The sequence below is a fragment of the Nocardia sp. SYP-A9097 genome (assembly GCF_009649815.1).
In the GTDB taxonomy this organism is placed as follows: domain Bacteria; phylum Actinomycetota; class Actinomycetes; order Mycobacteriales; family Mycobacteriaceae; genus Nocardia.
Genome location: NZ_WJIC01000013.1, coordinates 107,602 through 123,049, shown reverse-complemented (window position 1 = coordinate 123,049; position 15,448 = coordinate 107,602). Strand labels below are relative to the sequence as shown.

Sequence of the window (15,448 nt, the reverse complement as noted above, 5' to 3'; positions counted from 1 at the left end):
ATGATCGAGGAGGCCACACTGCATCAGCCCACGAGTGTCGCCGACCCCGATCAGCTGACGGAGGCGGCCGAGCTCTACCACACCATCGGCCGCCTGCTCCGGCAGCTGCGCCACTCGGGTGACCTCGGCCACCTCAGCCCGGGCGCGGCCTCGGCGCTGGCGACGCTCGCCCGCAGCGGGCCGATGCGGCTGAGCGATCTGGCGAATGTCGAAAGGGTCAGTGCCCCAACGATGTCCCGCATGGTGACCGGGTTGGAGAAGGGCGGCTTCATCGTCCGCGAAGCCGATCCCGAGGACGGTCGCGCCCAGCTCCTGAGCGCGACCGCCAGCGCCCACGACCTCGTCACCGGTCTGACCTCCGCCCGTATCCAGCGTTTCGCCGCGGCAATGGGCAGCCTGGACCAGCCCCAGCGCGCGGCGCTCATGGCATCCCTGGAGACCCTGATCGAAGCCCTCGACCAGGAGCCCAACCCGGCCTGAGCGCTGTCAGCCCCGCACATGCAGCCCGAAACCGGTGCGCCCCACGTGCTCCAGCCCTTCCTTCAGATGCAGTGCGGGGATCCCGTAATCACCGAAGTTCTGCTGCCGGAACGCGATCGGCTCGGTCGACTCCAGGGTGAGCAGGCGTTGCCCTGGGAGAAGGTGCCATCGGGGATGACGGTGTGCATCAAGACGATGAGCCAGCGCATCGGAATAATTCTGTTCGATTGGGAGCCGGGCCTTGATGAGAAGGCCGGAAAGGTCACCGTCTCTGGAACGGTGTGGCGGCCAACCAAATAGGACCCAAGCCGGTGATATCGGCTGGCCTCCCGCAAGTACTGGACGATCGATCACCGGGACATGAGGGTTGGTTTTTCGGACAAAATCCAACCCTCATGTCCCGGTGATCGCTTGTCCAGCTTGATATCTGCGGAGCGCTGTTCGAATTTGGGACAATTCATCCGAAGCGACTGTCTAACTTGAATGGCGCTCTGGGCTCGCCGTGACCAGTTCGATTCGTTCTATTTGTCTGAAATATGTGCTGCACAAAGAGTTTAGAGTATTTAGATGATCATGAATTGGGTCAATACGGGATCAAAGATTGGCTGGTGGTTCATAATTAGCGATATTGATCGATCCATCCGCAAGGGAGGGTCGGCCCTTGCCAGTCAGCGAATCGAGGGTGACCAATGTCGTATCCTCAACAGCCGCCGCCTCCCCCGTCGGGTGGACTGCCCGGATATGGGCAGGGATATCCGGCACCTCCGCCTAAGAAACGGAAGATTTGGCCGTGGGTGCTGCTCGGTGTGATTGTCCTATTTTTCGGAGGGTGTTTCGCCATCTTCGGGACGGCGGCGAACGAGGTGTCCAAGAGCATCGACAAGCCCAAATCGGTGTCGCCGGTGGGGTCCGAGGTGCGGGACGGGAAGTTCGCGTTCGTGGTGACGGCAGTCGATCCGCCGGTTGCGTCGGTGGGCGACAACGACATTATGCGTAAGACCGCGCAGGGCGAGTTCGTGCTGGTGCACGTCGATATCACCAATACCGGCGATAAGGCGCAAACGTATTTCGGCGAGAATCAGAAAGTCATCGACGATCAGGGTCGGCAGTACAGTAATGACACCTCGGCGGAGATGGCCATCAACGCGGACCTCATGGCGGAGATAAATCCGGGCAACAAGGTCTCGGTGATCATCCCGTTCGATGTTCCGAAAGGCACTGTGCCGGTCAGTATCGAGTTCCACGATTCGATGTTTTCCGGCGGGGCACGAGTGGCGTTGAAATAGGAATCGACGATCACATTCGGCCGATCCCGGCTACCGGGATCGGCCGAATGTGTATGGCGCTCAGGCGTTGTCGTATGCGTCCTGCAGTGTCTTCAGGTCGATCTTGGACATGGCGCGCAGGGCGGTGGTGACCGCGGCGGTGCGGGCGGGTTCGGTGCCGCCCATCAACGCGGGCAGGCCGGAGGGGACGATTTGCCAGGAGAGGCCGTACTCGTCGGTGAGCCAGCCGCAGGGGCCGGGGGTGCCATCCGCGGTGAAGGCGGACCAGAGGCGGTCGACCTCTTCTTGTCCGTCTACGACGACCTGGATGGAGGCGGCGTCGGTGTGCGGGTGGGCGGGGCCGCCGTTCATGAGGGTGATGGAGTGGCCGGCGAGTTCCAGGGAGACGATGAAGGCCGAGCCGTCAGGCATGCGGGAGATATCGGTGATGCGCGAGTCCGCGACGAGTGAGGTGTAGAGGTTGGCGGCCTCTTCGGCCTGGGTGTCGAACCAGAGGAAGGTGGTGACGGTGGTGGTCAAGATGGGCTCCTGGGGTGTTGGCGGACTGCTTTCACCTACAGGTCGGAGCCAATCACGTTCCTTCGACGTATCCCGGGAGATTTCTCGAAATCAGATCGGGAGTCCGAGAAAGATCAGCATATTGTTCGAGTTCGGCGTGCGGAGCGCCCGGAAGACCTGCGGCACGATCACCCGCTCCTCACCGGTGCCGAGATCACGCAATCGCAGTGCGGGTTGCACGCGGTGGAAGGTGACATGTCCGCTGTTCCAGCTTTCCCGGAAGATCGAATGCTCACCGTACGAGGCGACCAGCTCGGCCGACCAGGCCCACTCACCGACCTGACCGAGGAGTCCGCGCCACCACTGCACCGCGAACCGCACCCCGTCCTCCCACTCGACCATCGTCTGCCGGGATCGCTCGTCATTGAGCAGCCAGCACAGCAGATTGCCGCCATCGGTGAGCCCGGGGAAGGCTTGCGCGAAATTCTCGTTGCAGGCCAGCACATTCAGGCGGGTGTCGAGGTATGCGGTCGGCTTGGGCCGGTACAGCTCGAGCCCGTTGCGCATATCGGTGGTGATCTCGGCCTGAAGTTCCGCGACGGTCGGCGGTTCCCGGTCCACCGTGCCGGACAGTTCGATGAGATGCCGGCGTAGCAGCATCCCGAAGCACGGCCGCAACAGCATTGCGTCGCCGAGCGATTCTTCCGTCATCACCAAGACATTCCTCTAGCCGAACCGGCGCGCCATTGCGGCGTGCCGGACCGAACATAGCCGCTAGCTCGATCAGACGGCTACTTGGTGGCTAACAGTGAATGTCACTCTGCCTCAACTGGACTGGAGCATACGGCGACCGCTACTGGCGATAGGTGGCGAGGAAACGGCCGATGCGCTCGATAATGGCCTCGAGATCATCGGCGTACGGCAGCGTGACGATGCGGAAGTGATCGGGCCGCGGCCAGTTGAATCCGGTGCCCTGCACGATATGGATCTTCTCCTGCAGCAGCAGGTCCAGGACGAACTGCTCATCACTGCGGATCGGGTACATATCCAGGTCGATGCGCGGGAAAGCGTAAAGCGCACCGCGGGGTTTCACACATGAGATACCCGGAATCGCATTGAGCGCCTCCCAGGCGCGGTCACGCTGTTCGCGCAGTCGGCCGCCGGGCAGCGTCAGGTCGAAGATGCTCTGATGCCCGCCGAGCGCGGCTTGAATCGCTTGCTGCGCAGGCACATTCGCACACAGCCGCAGACCCGCGAGCATGGTGAGGCCCTCGAGATAGTTCTGCGCGTGCTCGACGGGACCCGAGACCACCAGCCATCCGGAGCGGAATCCGGCCGCCCGGTAGGACTTCGAGAGCCCGGAGAAGGTCAGCACCAGCAGGTCCGGAGCCAGCGAGGCGGTCGCGGTGTGCCGCATATCGTCGTAGAGGATCTTGTCGTAGATCTCGTCGGAGAACACCACCAGGTTGTGCCGGCGCGCGACCTCGAGGACCTGGCGCACCACCTCCGGCGAATACACCGCCCCGGTCGGATTGTTCGGATTGATCAGTACGATCGCCCGCGTCCGGTCGGTGACCTTGGATTCGATATCGGCCACATCCGGGAACCAGTCCGAACCCTCATCGCAGATGTAATGGACGGGCCTACCGCCATTGAGCGCGGTGGCCGCGGTCCAGAGCGGGAAATCCGGTGCGGGAACGAGTACTTCGTCGCCGTTCTCCAGCAGCGCGGTCATGGCCATCATGATCAGTTCGGAGACGCCGTTGCCCAGGAACACCTCTTCGACATCGACTCCGTCCACGCCGAGCGTCTGGTAGTACTGCACCACCGCGCGCCGCGCCGCGAGCAGGCCCTTGGAGGACGAGTAGCCGCTGGAGACGGGCAGGTTCCGCACCATGTCCTGCAGCATGTCGGCGGGGGCTTCGAAGCCGAAGGTCAGCGGATTGCCGGTATTGAGTTTCACCACGTGGTGTCCCTCGGCTTCCAGGCGTGCCGCGTGCTCGGCCACCGGCCCACGGATCTCATACGACACGCCCGCCAGCTTGCTCGACTGCTTGACCTGCATGGAAGTCCCTTCTGAATGCGGTTGCGGCACACTCTACTTGGAAATTCCAAGTTCGCACTTTGTTTTTCCAAGTAACAAGCTACAGTAGAGCCGTGCCCCGCCGAAGCTACGACCACTACTGCGCCGTCAGCCGCGCCCTCGACATCGTCGGCGACCGCTGGAACCTGCTGGTCGTGCGCGAATTGTGTTCCGGCCCCCGCCGCTACAGCGACCTCTTCGCCGACCTGCCCGGCATCAGCACCGACGTCCTGGCGGCCCGCCTCAAGGAACTCGAACGCGATGACATCCTGACCCGCCGCAAGGTCGGCCCCCGCACCGCGACCGCCGTCTACGAACTCACCCCCACCGGCATGGCCCTACGCCCTGCCTTGGACGCGCTCTCCGCCTGGGGCACCGAGCACCTCGGCGAACGCCGACCCACCGATGCCGTCCGCGCGCACTGGTTCGCCCTACCGCTGGGACGCGCTGTCGCGCAGGTACTGCCGATCGGCACCGCGACGGTGCACATCGGCGAAACCACCCTGCATTACGTCATCACCGAGGAGGGCATCACGCACCACGATGGCCCGGCCCCCGCCTCGGACCTCGAACTACGCCTCGATCTGGCGACAGCGACCGAGGTGGCGTCGGGTGCGCGTCCGCTCCCGACGCAAACTCAATCAACCCTGTAGGTATCGCACCAGATGCTCGCGCTCGTTCTCGAGTTCGGAGATCTGGCTCTTGACCACATCGCCGATGCTGACAATGCCGACCATTCGCCCATCCTGCAGCACCGGCAGATGCCGGATCCGGTGCTGAGTCATGGTGTGGTTCAACGTCTCCACCCGATCCTCGGGCGAACAGGTGTGCACCGCCGCCGTCATGATCTCCGCGACCGGTGCGTCCAGTAGGCCGGCACCGACGCCGTGCAGCCGCCGCACAATATCGCGTTCGGAGGCGATGCCGAAGATGAGAACTCCATCCGGCGACACCACCACCGCGCCGACATTGTGTTCGGCGAGTACTCCTAGCAGTTCACGCACGGTTGCATCGGGTGCAATCGTGACCACGCCGGGCCCTTTCCGACGCAAAATCTCCGAGATTCGCATATGTCCACCGCCATTTGCTCGAACCATCGATGTCTATCAGAATGGACCGTTTGCAAGCGTCTGAACAGCAACGATTTGCGCGGTGATGTCTAACTTGCAGCGAGTGCATCGAGGGCGGCCTCGATGGCCCGGTGGAAGGTCGGGTAGGCGTAGATCATTCGGCGCAGGGTGCTGGTCGGGATCTCGGCGTGCACCGCGAGAGTCAGTACGGCCAGGACTTCGCCGCCGTCAGGGCCTGCTGACGTGGCACCGACGAGCACGCCGCGGTCGGTGTCCTCGACGAGTTTGATGAAACCGGCATTGCCTGCCTTGTGCAGCCAGCCTCGGGTGGAGTCCGAGAGGTTGGACAAGCCCGTTCGGATATTGAGGCCCTGTGCCCGAGCCTGGGATTCGGTGAGGCCGACACCGCCGATCTCCGGATCGGTGAAGGTGACGTGCGGGACGGCGTGGTACTGGGCGGTCTCGTCGGAAGTGCCGAGGATATCGGCGGCGGCGATGCGGGAGTGGTACATGGAGATGTGAGTGAAGGCTCCGCGCCCGGCGACATCACCGATGGCCCAGACTTTGTCGGCGGCGCGCAGGCGCTTGTCGACGGTAATGCCGCGCGCCGACTCGTCCAGGCCGATGGAGCCGATTCCCAAGGCGGACAGGTCGATTCGACGTCCGGTGGCGATCAGCAGATGCTGGGCGCGGACGGGGTCGCCGCTGTCGAGTTCGACCGTGAACTGTGTTCCGTCATGAGTCACGGCGGTGCCGTGGCCGCTGCGCACGGCGATGCCCTCGGCCTCGAATACCTCGGCCAGCAACTCCCCCGCCTCGGGTTCGTTCTGTGGCACAAGGCGACTGGCGATGACGGTGACCTGCGCTCCGAATCGGGCGAAGACTTGCGCGAACTCCACGCCCACCGGTCCGCCGCCCATGACGATGAGCGATTCGGGCACCTCGGTGACGGCGACGGCCTCTCGATTGGTCCAGTACGGGGTTTCGGCCAGGCCGGGCAGTGGCGGAACCTGCGGTGCGGTACCGGGATTCAGCACGATTGCCCGGTTCGCCCGGAACACGCGATCACCCTCGGCGGTCGCGACGGTGACCTCACCGGCCCCGCTGATCCGCCCCCAGCCGCGAACGAACCGTCCCCCGGCCTTCTCGAACTTCTCCACGGCCGCAGCGTCATTCCAGTTATCGGTGATCTCATCGCGCACCCGGGCGGCGACAATGCTCCAATCCGGTCTCACCTCAGCCGATCCCGCGAGCTCGCCCACGCGCCGCGCTTCGGCCAGCACTCCGGCCGCCCGCACCATCGCCTTGGTGGGTACGCATGCGTAGTACGGGCATTCGCCGCCGACCAGTCGTCCGTCGACACCCACGACGGAGAGCCCGGCCACCGTCAGTCGGGTCGCCAGATCCTCACCGCCCGGCCCCATTCCGATTACGACTGCATCCACGGCTTCGGCGGGCATAGCTCCTCTTTCATCGAAAGGAATCAGTGTTCGGCAGCGACTCCTCTGCGACGTTAATGTGCGCTCGCGCAGGGCAACACCCGCCCCGCCGATTCGACCCGGTTCGGTAATACCTCGCCGCGCGGCCGGTTCCGTCGCGACGCGCTGAGGCAATCCGGCGAACCTGCCACCAGCACTCATATCGAACACGTACCATCCGGTGCGTGGCCGAAGCGAAGCGTCCCGCCGCGTTGCGGGTTCTCGTTTACAGCAATGACGCCGATACTCGGAGGCAGGTGATGCTGGCTCTGGGTAGACGCCCGCATCCGGAATTGCCGCCGATCGAGTACGTCGAGGTGGCCACCGGTCCGATTGTGCTCGAGCGCATGGATGCCCATGAGCTGGATTTGGCCATTCTGGATGGTGAATCCGCGCCGACCGGTGGCCTGGGCCTGGCCAAACAGTTGAAGGACGAGATCGCGGATTGCCCGCCGATCGTGGTCCTGACCGGCCGCCCGGACGATGCCTGGTTGGCGAACTGGTCGCGGGCCGATGCGGCGGTCTCGCATCCGCTGGATCCGATCCGGTTGACCGACGCGGTGCTGGGCGTGCTGCGGAACCGTTCCGCCGCCTGATTTCCCGCTCCCCGCGACCTGGGGAAATCTATGTCACGTGACATTCGCGATTCCGTCGAATCGGTCATGAAAGACCGTTCCGAATTCGATCAAACAGGGTCGCGAAACGTCATGTATCTTCCTGGCTGAGTTGTAGGCTGTGCCGTAGCTCACACGAGCGCAGGCAACGGTATCAATGAAGCCGCCGCGTCAGTCCCCCGTAGTCCGCGCCCTCGGCGAGTGGTGCCCTGGATGTGACTGACCCGGCAGACGACGACGTCAGCCCGCCTCGGCAGCTGCCGTCCGCAAGTGCGTCCAGTCCGCAGGAGGGGTAGTGCTGTTGTGAATATCGAGGTGCCAACGCTCGTCCTCGGCGCGGTTGCCGCCGCGTTCGGGGTGTTCTCCGTTTTCCTTGCGGCCCTGATCGGGCCCAAGCGCAATAACCGCGCCAAGCTAGAGGCGTATGAGTGCGGTATCGAGCCGACCCCGCACGCCGTCGGCGGCGGGCCGGGAAATGCTGCGGGACAACGTTTTCCGGTGAAGTACTACCTTACCGCCATGTTGTTCATCATCTTCGACATCGAGATCGTCTTCCTCTATCCGTGGGCCGTGCACTTCGACTCGCTCGGTCTGTTCGGACTGGCGGCGATGGCGCTGTTCATCTTCAACGTCTCGGTGGCCTACGCCTACGAGTGGAGGCGAGGCGGGCTCAGCTGGGACTGAGCCGCACACAGGGGATTCCAACCAGAGCGCCCCGCCCGGTGCGGGGCGTTCCGATCCGGGAGATGTAGTTCGACATGGGTCTCGAGGAGAAACTGCCCAGCGGCTTCCTGCTGAGCACGGTGGAAGATTTCGCCGGTTACATGCGCAAGAGTTCGCTGTGGCCCGCAACATTCGGCCTGGCCTGCTGTGCGATCGAGATGATGGCCACGGGCGGTGGGCGGTTCGATATCGCCCGCTTCGGTATGGAGGCGTTCCGCGCCTCGCCGCGCCAGGCCGATTTGATGATCGTCGCCGGACGGGTGAGCCAGAAGATGGCCCCCGTCCTGCGTCAGGTCTACGACCAGATGACCGAACCGAAATGGGTGCTGGCCATGGGTGTCTGCGCATCCTCGGGCGGCATGTTCAACAACTATGCCGTCGTGCAGGGCGTGGATCACGTTGTGCCGGTGGACATATACCTGCCCGGCTGCCCGCCGCGCCCGGAGATGCTGTTGAACGCGATCCTGAAGCTGCACGAGAAGATTCAGGAGATGCCACTCGGCGTGAATCGCGAGGAGGCCGTGCGCGCCGCCGAGGCCGCCGCCCTCGCCAGCCCCACCACCATTCAGATGAAGGGGCTGCTGCGATGACCTTCGATACACCGACCGGTACGGAGAGCCCCCCGGAGGACGTCTTGAAATCGCACGGGGATGCCGACAAGAAGCCCGAGCCGGTGCAGGAGCCCGCCGCCGGTGAAATCGAGTCTGCCGCAACAGAACCCACCGCCCCGGCCGATGAGGTGATCGGCGTGCGCAAGGGCATGTTCGGCGTCTCGGGCTCCGGTGACACCTCCGGTTACGGCCGCCTGGTGCGCACGGTGAGCCTGCCCGGCGGCAGTGCGCCCCCGTACGGCGGGTACTTCGACGAGATGGTCGCGGTGCTGCACGATGTGCTGGCGGTGTCGAGTGTGCGCTTCGAGGATGCCATCGAGAAGATCGTGGTCTTCCGGGACGAACTCACCCTGCATGTGCGGCGCGAGTACCTGCCCGTGGTGGCGAAGACGTTGCGCGACAACGAGAAACTGCGTTTCGAGCTCTGCCTGGGCGTGAACGGCGCGCACTTCCCCGAGGACACCGGTCGCGAATTGCACGCGGTGTATCACCTGAACTCCATCACCCACAATCGCCGGGTGCGCCTCGAGGTGTCGGTGCCGGACGCCGATCCGCATATGCCCTCGCTTTACTCCGTGTACCCGACCACGGATTGGCATGAGCGCGAAACCTACGACTTCTTCGGCATCCTGTTCGACGGTCACCCGTCGCTGACCAGGATCTCGATGCCCGATGACTGGCGCGGTCACCCCCAGCGCAAGGACTACCCGCTCGGCGGGATCCCGGTCGAATACAAGGGTGCGCGTATCCCGCCGCCCGACGAGCGGAGGGCGTACTCGTAATGAACGACACCGATATCAAGTCCCGTCCGGAGTCCGCGGAACGACCCGAACGCGTTATCACGGTCGGCGGCAATGACTGGGACGAAATCTCCGCTGCCCTGGACGGGGCCGCCGAGGAACGCATAGTCGTGAATATGGGCCCACAGCACCCCAGTACACACGGGGTGCTACGGCTGATTCTGGAGATCGAGGGCGAGACGGTTACCGAGGCCCGGTGCGGTATCGGGTACCTGCACACCGGGATCGAGAAGAATCTCGAGTACCGGAGTTGGGTGCAGGGGGTCACATTCGTCACGCGCATGGACTATCTGTCGCCGTTCTTCAATGAGACGGCGTACTGCCTGGGCGTGGAGAAGCTGCTCGGGATCACCGACGATATTCCCGAGCGCGCCAATGTCATTCGCGTCATGCTCATGGAGCTCAACCGCATCTCCTCGCATCTGGTGGCGCTTGCTACCGGCGGTATGGAGTTGGGTGCGTTGACGGCCATGCTGTTCGGATTCCGTGAGCGCGAACTGATTCTCGATGTCTTCGAGAACATCACCGGACTGCGCATGAATCACGCGTACATCCGGCCCGGCGGCGTCTCCCAAGACCTGCCCGAGGATGGCGTGGCCAAGGTGCGCGAGCTCCTGGAGCTGCTGCCGAAGCGCCTGCGCGACATGGAGTTGCTCCTCAATGAGAACCCCGTTTGGAAGGCCCGCACCCGCAATGTCGGCGTGCTGGACCTGACCGGCTGTATGGCGCTGGGCATTACCGGCCCGATGCTGCGCTCCACCGGACTCCCCCACGATCTGCGCAAGGCTCAGCCGTACTGCGGTTATGAGACATACGAATTCGATGTCATGACCGATACCGGCTGCGACTGCTACGGCCGCTACCTCATCCGGGTGAACGAGATGAAGGAGTCGCTCAAGATCGTCGAGCAGTGCCTGGATCGGCTACGACCGGGTCCGATCATGGTGGCGGACAAGAAGATCGCCTGGCCGGCCGATTTGCAGCTCGGGCCGGATGGTCTCGGTAATTCGCCGGAGTACATCGGCAAGATCATGGGTAAGTCCATGGAGTCGCTCATCCACCACTTCAAGTTGGTGACCGAGGGCCTGCGCGTCCCACCCGGCCAGGTGTACGTGGCGGTGGAATCCCCGCGCGGCGAGCTCGGCGTGCACATGGTCAGTGACGGCGGCACCCGGCCGTATCGGGTGCATTACCGCGACCCCTCGTTCACGAATCTGCAAGCGGTGGCGGCAATGTGCGAGGGCGGATTGCTCGCCGATGTCATTGCCGCGGTGGCCAGTATCGATCCCGTCATGGGCGGAGTGGACCGTTGACAGAGATTCTTCTCAACCTGACCGTGCGCCCCATCCCGTATCCGCAGGAGGTGCACGACCGGCTGCAATTGGAAGCCAAGGAGATTATCGCGCGGTATCCGGAGCCGCGTTCGGCACTGCTGCCGCTTCTGCATCTCGTGCAATCGGTGGAGAGCTATGTCTCGGGTACAGGTATCGAATTCTGTGCCGAGCAGCTGGGATTGACCGATGCCGAGGTGACCGCGGTCGCCACCTTCTACTCCATGTATCGGCGCGGCCGCACCGGCGACTACCACGTCGGGGTGTGCACCAACACGCTCTGCGCGGTTATGGGCGGCGATGAGATCTTCGCGGAATTGAAGCAGCACTTGGGTATCAAGCACGGGGAGACCACCGCCGACGGCGCGGTCACCCTGGAGCACATCGAGTGCAATGCCGCCTGCGACTACGCGCCGGTGGTCATGGTGAATTGGGAGTTCTTCGACAATCAGACACCGGAATCGGCTCGGGTCATGGTGGATTCGCTGCGCAAGGGCGATGAGGTGACCGGCTCACGCAGCGGTATTCCGCTGTGCAAATTCCGCGATACCGCACGCATTCTGGCCGGCTATCCCGATGCGCGTCCCGGCGCGACCGATGGTGCGCCCGGACCTGCCACTCTCGCGGGTCTGCAAGCGGCCGATCAGGATTCGACAGGAGGCGGGAAATGACCCAGACCCAGGCCGCCCCGTGCGGGCTGACGCCCGTCCTGTCCAAGTACTGGGCTGAACCCGACTCCTGGACCCTGGCGGCGTATCGCAGCCAGGGCGGTTATCGCGGTTTACCCAAGGCACTGCGCATGCAGCCCGATGAGGTGATCGCGACCGTCAAGGACTCCGGTCTGCGCGGGCGTGGTGGCGCGGGCTTCCCGACCGGTATGAAGTGGGGTTTCATCCCGCAGGGTCCCGGCGCGGACGGCGTGACCAAGCCGCACTACCTGGTGGTCAATGCCGATGAGTCGGAACCGGGTACCTGCAAGGACATGCCGCTCATGCTGGCGAGCCCGCACACCCTCATCGAGGGCGTGATCATCGCCTCGTACGCGATTCGCGCCTCGCATGCCTTCATCTATGTGCGCGGTGAAGTGGTGCCGGTGCTGCGCCGTTTGCAGGCGGCGGTCGAACAGGCTTATGCCGCAGGGTATCTCGGCCAGAACATCAAGGGCTCGCGGTACAACCTCGACATTGTGGTGCATGCCGGTGCCGGCGCGTACATCTGCGGTGAGGAGACCGCGCTCCTGGATTCGCTGGAGGGCCGTCGCGGTCAGCCGCGCCTACGCCCGCCGTTCCCGGCTGTCGCCGGGCTCTATGCCTGCCCGACCGTGGTCAATAATGTGGAGTCCATTGCCTCGGTGCCGTCGATTCTCGCCAATGGCGTGGATTGGTTCCGGTCCTTCGGTAGCGAGAAGTCACCGGGCTTCACCCTCTACTCGCTCTCGGGTCACGTGACGCGACCCGGCCAGTACGAAGCGGCCCTCGGAATCACCCTGCGCGAGTTGCTGACTCACGCAGGCGGCGTCCGCCAGGGCCACACCCTCAAGTTTTGGACCCCGGGCGGCTCCTCCACCCCGATCTTCACCGAAGAGCACCTCGATGTCCCTCTCGACTACGAGGGCGTCGCCGCCGCCGGTTCCATGCTCGGCACCAAGGCACTGCAGATCTTCGACGACACCACGTGTGTGGTGCGCGCCGTCCTGCGCTGGACCGAGTTCTACGCCCACGAATCCTGCGGTAAGTGCACCCCCTGCCGCGAGGGCACGTACTGGCTGGTCCAGCTCCTGGAGCGGCTGGAGAATGGCACCGGTCACGAGACCGATCTCGACAAGCTGATGGATATCGCCGACAACATCAACGGAAAGTCCTTCTGCGCGTTGGGCGATGGCGCTGCGAGCCCGATCTTCTCCTCCCTGAAGTACTTCCGCGACGAGTACGTCGAGCACATCCGCCTCGGCGCCTGCCCGTTCGACCCGGCCCGGTCCACCGCCTGGGCCGAAGGAGCGCGATGACTGCGATAGCGAACTCCAACACCAATGAGGTGACGCCCACCGATATGGTGAGCGTAATCATCGATGGCACAACGGTTTCCGTGCCCGTGGGCACGCTGGTGATTCGTGCCGCCGAACTCATCGGCGTGCAGATCCCCCGGTTCTGTGATCACCCGCTACTCGATCCGGTGGGTGCCTGCCGCCAGTGCTTGGTCGAGGTGGAGGGGCAGCGCAAGCCGGTTGCCTCCTGTACCCAGACGGTCAGTGAAGGCATGGTGATCCACACCCAGCTGTCCTCCCCCGTCGCCGAGAAGGCGCAGGAGGGTGTGATGGAGCTGCTGCTCATCAATCACCCCTTGGACTGCCCGGTCTGCGATAAGGGCGGCGAATGCCCATTGCAGAACCAGGCCATGTCCAACGGGCGGGCCGAATCGCGGTTCGATGGTGAGAAGCGCACGTATCCCAAGCCGATTCCGCTGTCCTCGGCGATTCTGCTGGATCGCGAGCGCTGTGTGCTCTGCGCGCGGTGTACCCGTTTCTCCCAGCAGGTGGCGGGTGACCCGTTCATCGAATTGATGGATCGTGGTGCGCTGCAACAGGTCGGGATTGCCGCCGGGGAGCCGCTGGACTCCTACTTCTCCGGCAATACCGTGCAGATCTGCCCGGTGGGTGCGCTCACCGGCAGCACCTACCGCTTCCGGGCGCGGCCCTTCGACCTGGTGTCCAGCCCCGCGGTGTGTGAGCACTGCGCCTCGGGCTGTGCCCAGCGCACCGATCATCGGCGCGGAAAGGTCATGCGCCGCTTGGCCGGTGACGATCCGCAGGTCAATGAGGAGTGGAACTGCGATAAGGGCCGCTTCGCGTTCCAGTACGCGACCGAACGGGATCGGCTCACCACCCCGCTGGTGCGCACCTGGGACGGCACCCTGCAGCCCGCCTCGTGGTCCGAGGCCATCGCGCATGCCGCGCGTGGTCTAGCCGCGGCGCGTGGGAATGCGGGTGTGCTGGTCGGCGGTCGCGTCACCTTGGAGGACGCGTACGCCTACTCCAAGTTCGCGCGAATCGGCTTGGCCACCAATGACATCGACTTCCGTGCCCGCGCACACTCCGCGGAGGAGGCCGACTTCCTGGCGGCCCGTATCGCCGGGCAGGGCATCACCGTCGACTATGCCGCACTGGAGCGCGCCCCGATCGTGGTATTGGCCGGCTTCGAGGCCGAAGAAGAATCACCGATGGTCTACCTGCGCCTGCGCAAGGCCGCGCGCAAGCACGGCACCGAGGTCTACTCGCTCGCGCCGTACACCACGCGCGGATTGCAGCGGATGAAGGGCACGCTGCTGCCAACCGTTCCGGGTGGCGAACCACATCTCCTGGAGGCCATCCGCACCGGCGAAACCGATTCCGTCGCAGTGGCTCCCGGGCATCTGCAGCACATCGCGACACTGCTGCGCGAGCCCGGTGCGCTCATCCTGGTCGGTGAGCGGCTCGGCGGTATTCCGGGTGGTCTGTCGGCCGCCGCGCGCCTGGTCGATGACACCGGGGCCGCACTGGCGTGGATTCCGCGTCGCGCCGGCGAACGCGGAGCCCTGGAGGCGGGTGCCCTGCCCGTCCTGCTCCCCGGTGGCCGTCCGCTCGCGGATCACGTTGCGCGCCAACAGATTCGCGATGCCTGGGGTACCGATGAGCTGCCCGTGAACCCGGGCCGTGACACCTCCGCCATCCTGGCCGCCGCGCCCACGCTGGGCGCACTGCTCATCGGCGGCGTGGAGGCCGGCGATATGCCCGACCCGGTTGCCGCGCTCACCGCCATAGACGCCGCGAGTTTCGTGGTGAGCCTGGAACTTCGGGCCGGCGATATCACCGATCGCGCCGATGTGGTGTTCCCGGTGGCCTCGGCCATGGAGAAGGCGGGCACCTTCCTCACCTGGGAGGGCCGCCACCGTCAGTTCGAGGCGGCGCTGCGCGATTCGACCGTGCGGCGCGAGGCCGCGCCCATGCCCGAACACCGGGTCCTGGACGCCATCGCACAGGAGATGGGTGTGCGTCTCGGCCTGCCCGATATCTCCAGTGCCCGAGCCGAATTGGCGGATATGGGCGCGTGGGACGGCCCGGCCGCCGCGACCCCGGTGCACCGCCCGCATCCGGTGGCCCAGCCCACCTCGGGCACCGCGATTCTCGCCGCCTGGCGCATGCTCATCGATCGCGGCAAATTGCAGGACGGCGAACCCAATCTCGCCGGTACCGCGCGTCCACCGGTGGTGCGGCTCTCGCACGACACCGCGGCCGAAATCGGTGCCACCACAGGCGATCCGGTGACCGTCGGCAATGATCACGGCCATATCACCCTCCCGCTCGTCATTACCGAGATGCCGGATCGGGTCGTGTGGCTGCCCATGAATTCCCCCGGGGCCGATGTGCTGGTGCAGCTGGGCACCACACCCGGTCACCTCGTGCGCATCCGTCGGGAGGACCACCGTGAGTGATCTGAGT

General features: G+C 64.7%; 17 protein-coding genes. 12 read left to right on the top strand and 5 right to left on the bottom strand.

What is annotated here, in order from left to right; translation table 11 throughout:
• The 3 genes from GFY24_RS24795 (at window position 1) to GFY24_RS24785 (ending at window position 1,766) form a co-directional block, all read left to right on the top strand.
• A complete protein-coding gene (locus GFY24_RS24795) occupies window positions 1-480 on the top strand; it encodes a MarR family winged helix-turn-helix transcriptional regulator (RefSeq protein ID WP_153807491.1) in 480 nt (159 codons plus the stop codon).
• An 18-nt stretch (window positions 481-498) separates the two neighbouring features.
• Entirely contained in the window at window positions 499-780 is a 282-nt protein-coding gene (locus tag GFY24_RS42245; protein WP_228566614.1) for a hypothetical protein, read from the top strand.
• 563 nt (window positions 781-1,343) lie between these two features.
• Window positions 1,344-1,766, top strand: coding sequence for a DUF4352 domain-containing protein (locus GFY24_RS24785; protein WP_309231291.1), 423 nt, complete (start codon window positions 1,344-1,346; stop codon window positions 1,764-1,766).
• Between the two features lie 60 nt (window positions 1,767-1,826).
• Here GFY24_RS24785 and GFY24_RS24780 read toward each other — a convergent pair whose 3' ends face one another.
• The 3 genes from GFY24_RS24780 to GFY24_RS24770 all read right to left on the bottom strand — a co-directional run bounded on the left by GFY24_RS24780 (window position 1,827) and on the right by GFY24_RS24770 (window position 4,329).
• A complete protein-coding gene (locus GFY24_RS24780; RefSeq protein ID WP_153807489.1) occupies window positions 1,827-2,285 on the bottom strand; it encodes a VOC family protein in 459 nt (152 codons plus the stop codon).
• Between the two features lie 90 nt (window positions 2,286-2,375).
• Window positions 2,376-2,975: a hypothetical protein gene (locus GFY24_RS24775; RefSeq protein ID WP_153807488.1), complete on the bottom strand. Its 600-nt coding sequence runs from the start codon at window positions 2,973-2,975 to the stop codon at window positions 2,376-2,378.
• 142 nt (window positions 2,976-3,117) lie between these two features.
• Complete coding sequence (locus GFY24_RS24770) at window positions 3,118-4,329, bottom strand: pyridoxal phosphate-dependent aminotransferase (RefSeq protein ID WP_153807487.1); 1,212 nt, start codon at window positions 4,327-4,329, stop codon at window positions 3,118-3,120.
• Window positions 4,330-4,421: 92 nt separating this feature from the next.
• Between GFY24_RS24770 and GFY24_RS24765 the strand changes: the two genes are divergently transcribed.
• Complete coding sequence (locus GFY24_RS24765) at window positions 4,422-5,000, top strand: helix-turn-helix domain-containing protein (protein ID WP_309231290.1); 579 nt, start codon at window positions 4,422-4,424, stop codon at window positions 4,998-5,000.
• Here GFY24_RS24765 and GFY24_RS24760 read toward each other — a convergent pair.
• Both GFY24_RS24760 and GFY24_RS24755 read right to left on the bottom strand, forming a co-directional pair.
• Window positions 4,989-5,417 carry a CBS domain-containing protein gene (locus GFY24_RS24760; protein WP_153807485.1) on the bottom strand — a complete coding sequence of 143 codons (429 nt, stop codon included), beginning with the start codon at window positions 5,415-5,417 and terminating at the stop codon, window positions 4,989-4,991. The two genes, GFY24_RS24765 and GFY24_RS24760, sit on opposite strands and share 12 nt — an antisense overlap.
• An 89-nt stretch (window positions 5,418-5,506) precedes the next feature.
• Window positions 5,507-6,877, bottom strand: coding sequence for an NAD(P)/FAD-dependent oxidoreductase (locus tag GFY24_RS24755; RefSeq protein WP_153807484.1), 1,371 nt, complete (start codon window positions 6,875-6,877; stop codon window positions 5,507-5,509).
• A 203-nt stretch (window positions 6,878-7,080) separates the two neighbouring features.
• On the opposite strand from GFY24_RS24755, the gene GFY24_RS24750 reads away from it, so the two are divergent.
• The 8 genes from GFY24_RS24750 (at window position 7,081) to GFY24_RS24715 (ending at window position 15,441) form a co-directional block, all read left to right on the top strand.
• On the top strand, window positions 7,081-7,491 hold the full coding sequence (locus GFY24_RS24750; protein WP_375336094.1) for a hypothetical protein: 411 nt from the start codon (window positions 7,081-7,083) through the stop codon (window positions 7,489-7,491).
• A gap of 321 nt (window positions 7,492-7,812) precedes the next feature.
• Window positions 7,813-8,193 carry an NADH-quinone oxidoreductase subunit A gene (locus tag GFY24_RS24745; protein ID WP_309231289.1) on the top strand — a complete coding sequence of 127 codons (381 nt, stop codon included), beginning with the start codon at window positions 7,813-7,815 and terminating at the stop codon, window positions 8,191-8,193.
• 74 nt (window positions 8,194-8,267) lie between these two features.
• Window positions 8,268-8,822: an NADH-quinone oxidoreductase subunit B family protein gene (locus GFY24_RS24740; RefSeq protein ID WP_067563628.1), complete on the top strand. Its 555-nt coding sequence runs from the start codon at window positions 8,268-8,270 to the stop codon at window positions 8,820-8,822.
• Window positions 8,819-9,625, top strand: a complete 807-nt coding sequence (locus GFY24_RS24735) for an NADH-quinone oxidoreductase subunit C (protein WP_153807482.1) — start codon at window positions 8,819-8,821, stop codon at window positions 9,623-9,625. Before GFY24_RS24740 ends, GFY24_RS24735 begins: the two co-directional genes overlap by 4 nt.
• A complete protein-coding gene (nuoD, locus tag GFY24_RS24730; protein ID WP_153807481.1) occupies window positions 9,625-10,956 on the top strand; it encodes an NADH dehydrogenase (quinone) subunit D in 1,332 nt (443 codons plus the stop codon). Before GFY24_RS24735 ends, nuoD begins: the two co-directional genes overlap by 1 nt.
• Window positions 10,953-11,645, top strand: a complete 693-nt coding sequence (nuoE, locus tag GFY24_RS24725; RefSeq protein WP_153807480.1) for an NADH-quinone oxidoreductase subunit NuoE — start codon at window positions 10,953-10,955, stop codon at window positions 11,643-11,645. Before nuoD ends, nuoE begins: the two co-directional genes overlap by 4 nt.
• The gene (gene nuoF / locus GFY24_RS24720; protein WP_153807479.1) at window positions 11,642-12,979 is read left to right on the top strand and encodes an NADH-quinone oxidoreductase subunit NuoF; all 1,338 of its coding nucleotides are present in this window, start codon (window positions 11,642-11,644) and stop codon (window positions 12,977-12,979) included. Before nuoE ends, nuoF begins: the two co-directional genes overlap by 4 nt.
• The gene (locus GFY24_RS24715) at window positions 12,976-15,441 is read left to right on the top strand and encodes an NADH-quinone oxidoreductase subunit G (RefSeq protein ID WP_153807478.1); all 2,466 of its coding nucleotides are present in this window, start codon (window positions 12,976-12,978) and stop codon (window positions 15,439-15,441) included. The genes nuoF and GFY24_RS24715 overlap by 4 nt, the downstream gene beginning before the upstream one ends.
• The last annotated feature ends 7 nt before the right edge of the window (window positions 15,442-15,448 follow it).

What these genes read in the sequence shown, in the direction of transcription:
- GFY24_RS24775 (WP_153807488.1), bottom strand. Translation starts at nt 2,975, where the DNA reads ATGACGGAAGAATCGCTCGGCGACGCAATGCTGTTGCGGCCGTGCTTC.
- GFY24_RS24715 (WP_153807478.1), top strand. Translation starts at nt 12,976, where the DNA reads ATGACTGCGATAGCGAACTCCAACACCAATGAGGTGACGCCCACCGAT.
- GFY24_RS24795 (WP_153807491.1), top strand. Translation starts at nt 1, where the DNA reads ATGATCGAGGAGGCCACACTGCATCAGCCCACGAGTGTCGCCGACCCC.
- GFY24_RS24755 (WP_153807484.1), bottom strand. Translation starts at nt 6,877, where the DNA reads ATGCCCGCCGAAGCCGTGGATGCAGTCGTAATCGGAATGGGGCCGGGC.
- nuoF (WP_153807479.1), top strand. Translation starts at nt 11,642, where the DNA reads ATGACCCAGACCCAGGCCGCCCCGTGCGGGCTGACGCCCGTCCTGTCC.
- GFY24_RS24760 (WP_153807485.1), bottom strand. Translation starts at nt 5,417, where the DNA reads ATGCGAATCTCGGAGATTTTGCGTCGGAAAGGGCCCGGCGTGGTCACG.
- GFY24_RS24770 (WP_153807487.1), bottom strand. Translation starts at nt 4,329, where the DNA reads ATGCAGGTCAAGCAGTCGAGCAAGCTGGCGGGCGTGTCGTATGAGATC.
- GFY24_RS42245 (WP_228566614.1), top strand. Translation starts at nt 499, where the DNA reads ATGCAGCCCGAAACCGGTGCGCCCCACGTGCTCCAGCCCTTCCTTCAG.
- nuoD (WP_153807481.1), top strand. Translation starts at nt 9,625, where the DNA reads ATGAACGACACCGATATCAAGTCCCGTCCGGAGTCCGCGGAACGACCC.
- GFY24_RS24740 (WP_067563628.1), top strand. Translation starts at nt 8,268, where the DNA reads ATGGGTCTCGAGGAGAAACTGCCCAGCGGCTTCCTGCTGAGCACGGTG.
- GFY24_RS24735 (WP_153807482.1), top strand. Translation starts at nt 8,819, where the DNA reads ATGACCTTCGATACACCGACCGGTACGGAGAGCCCCCCGGAGGACGTC.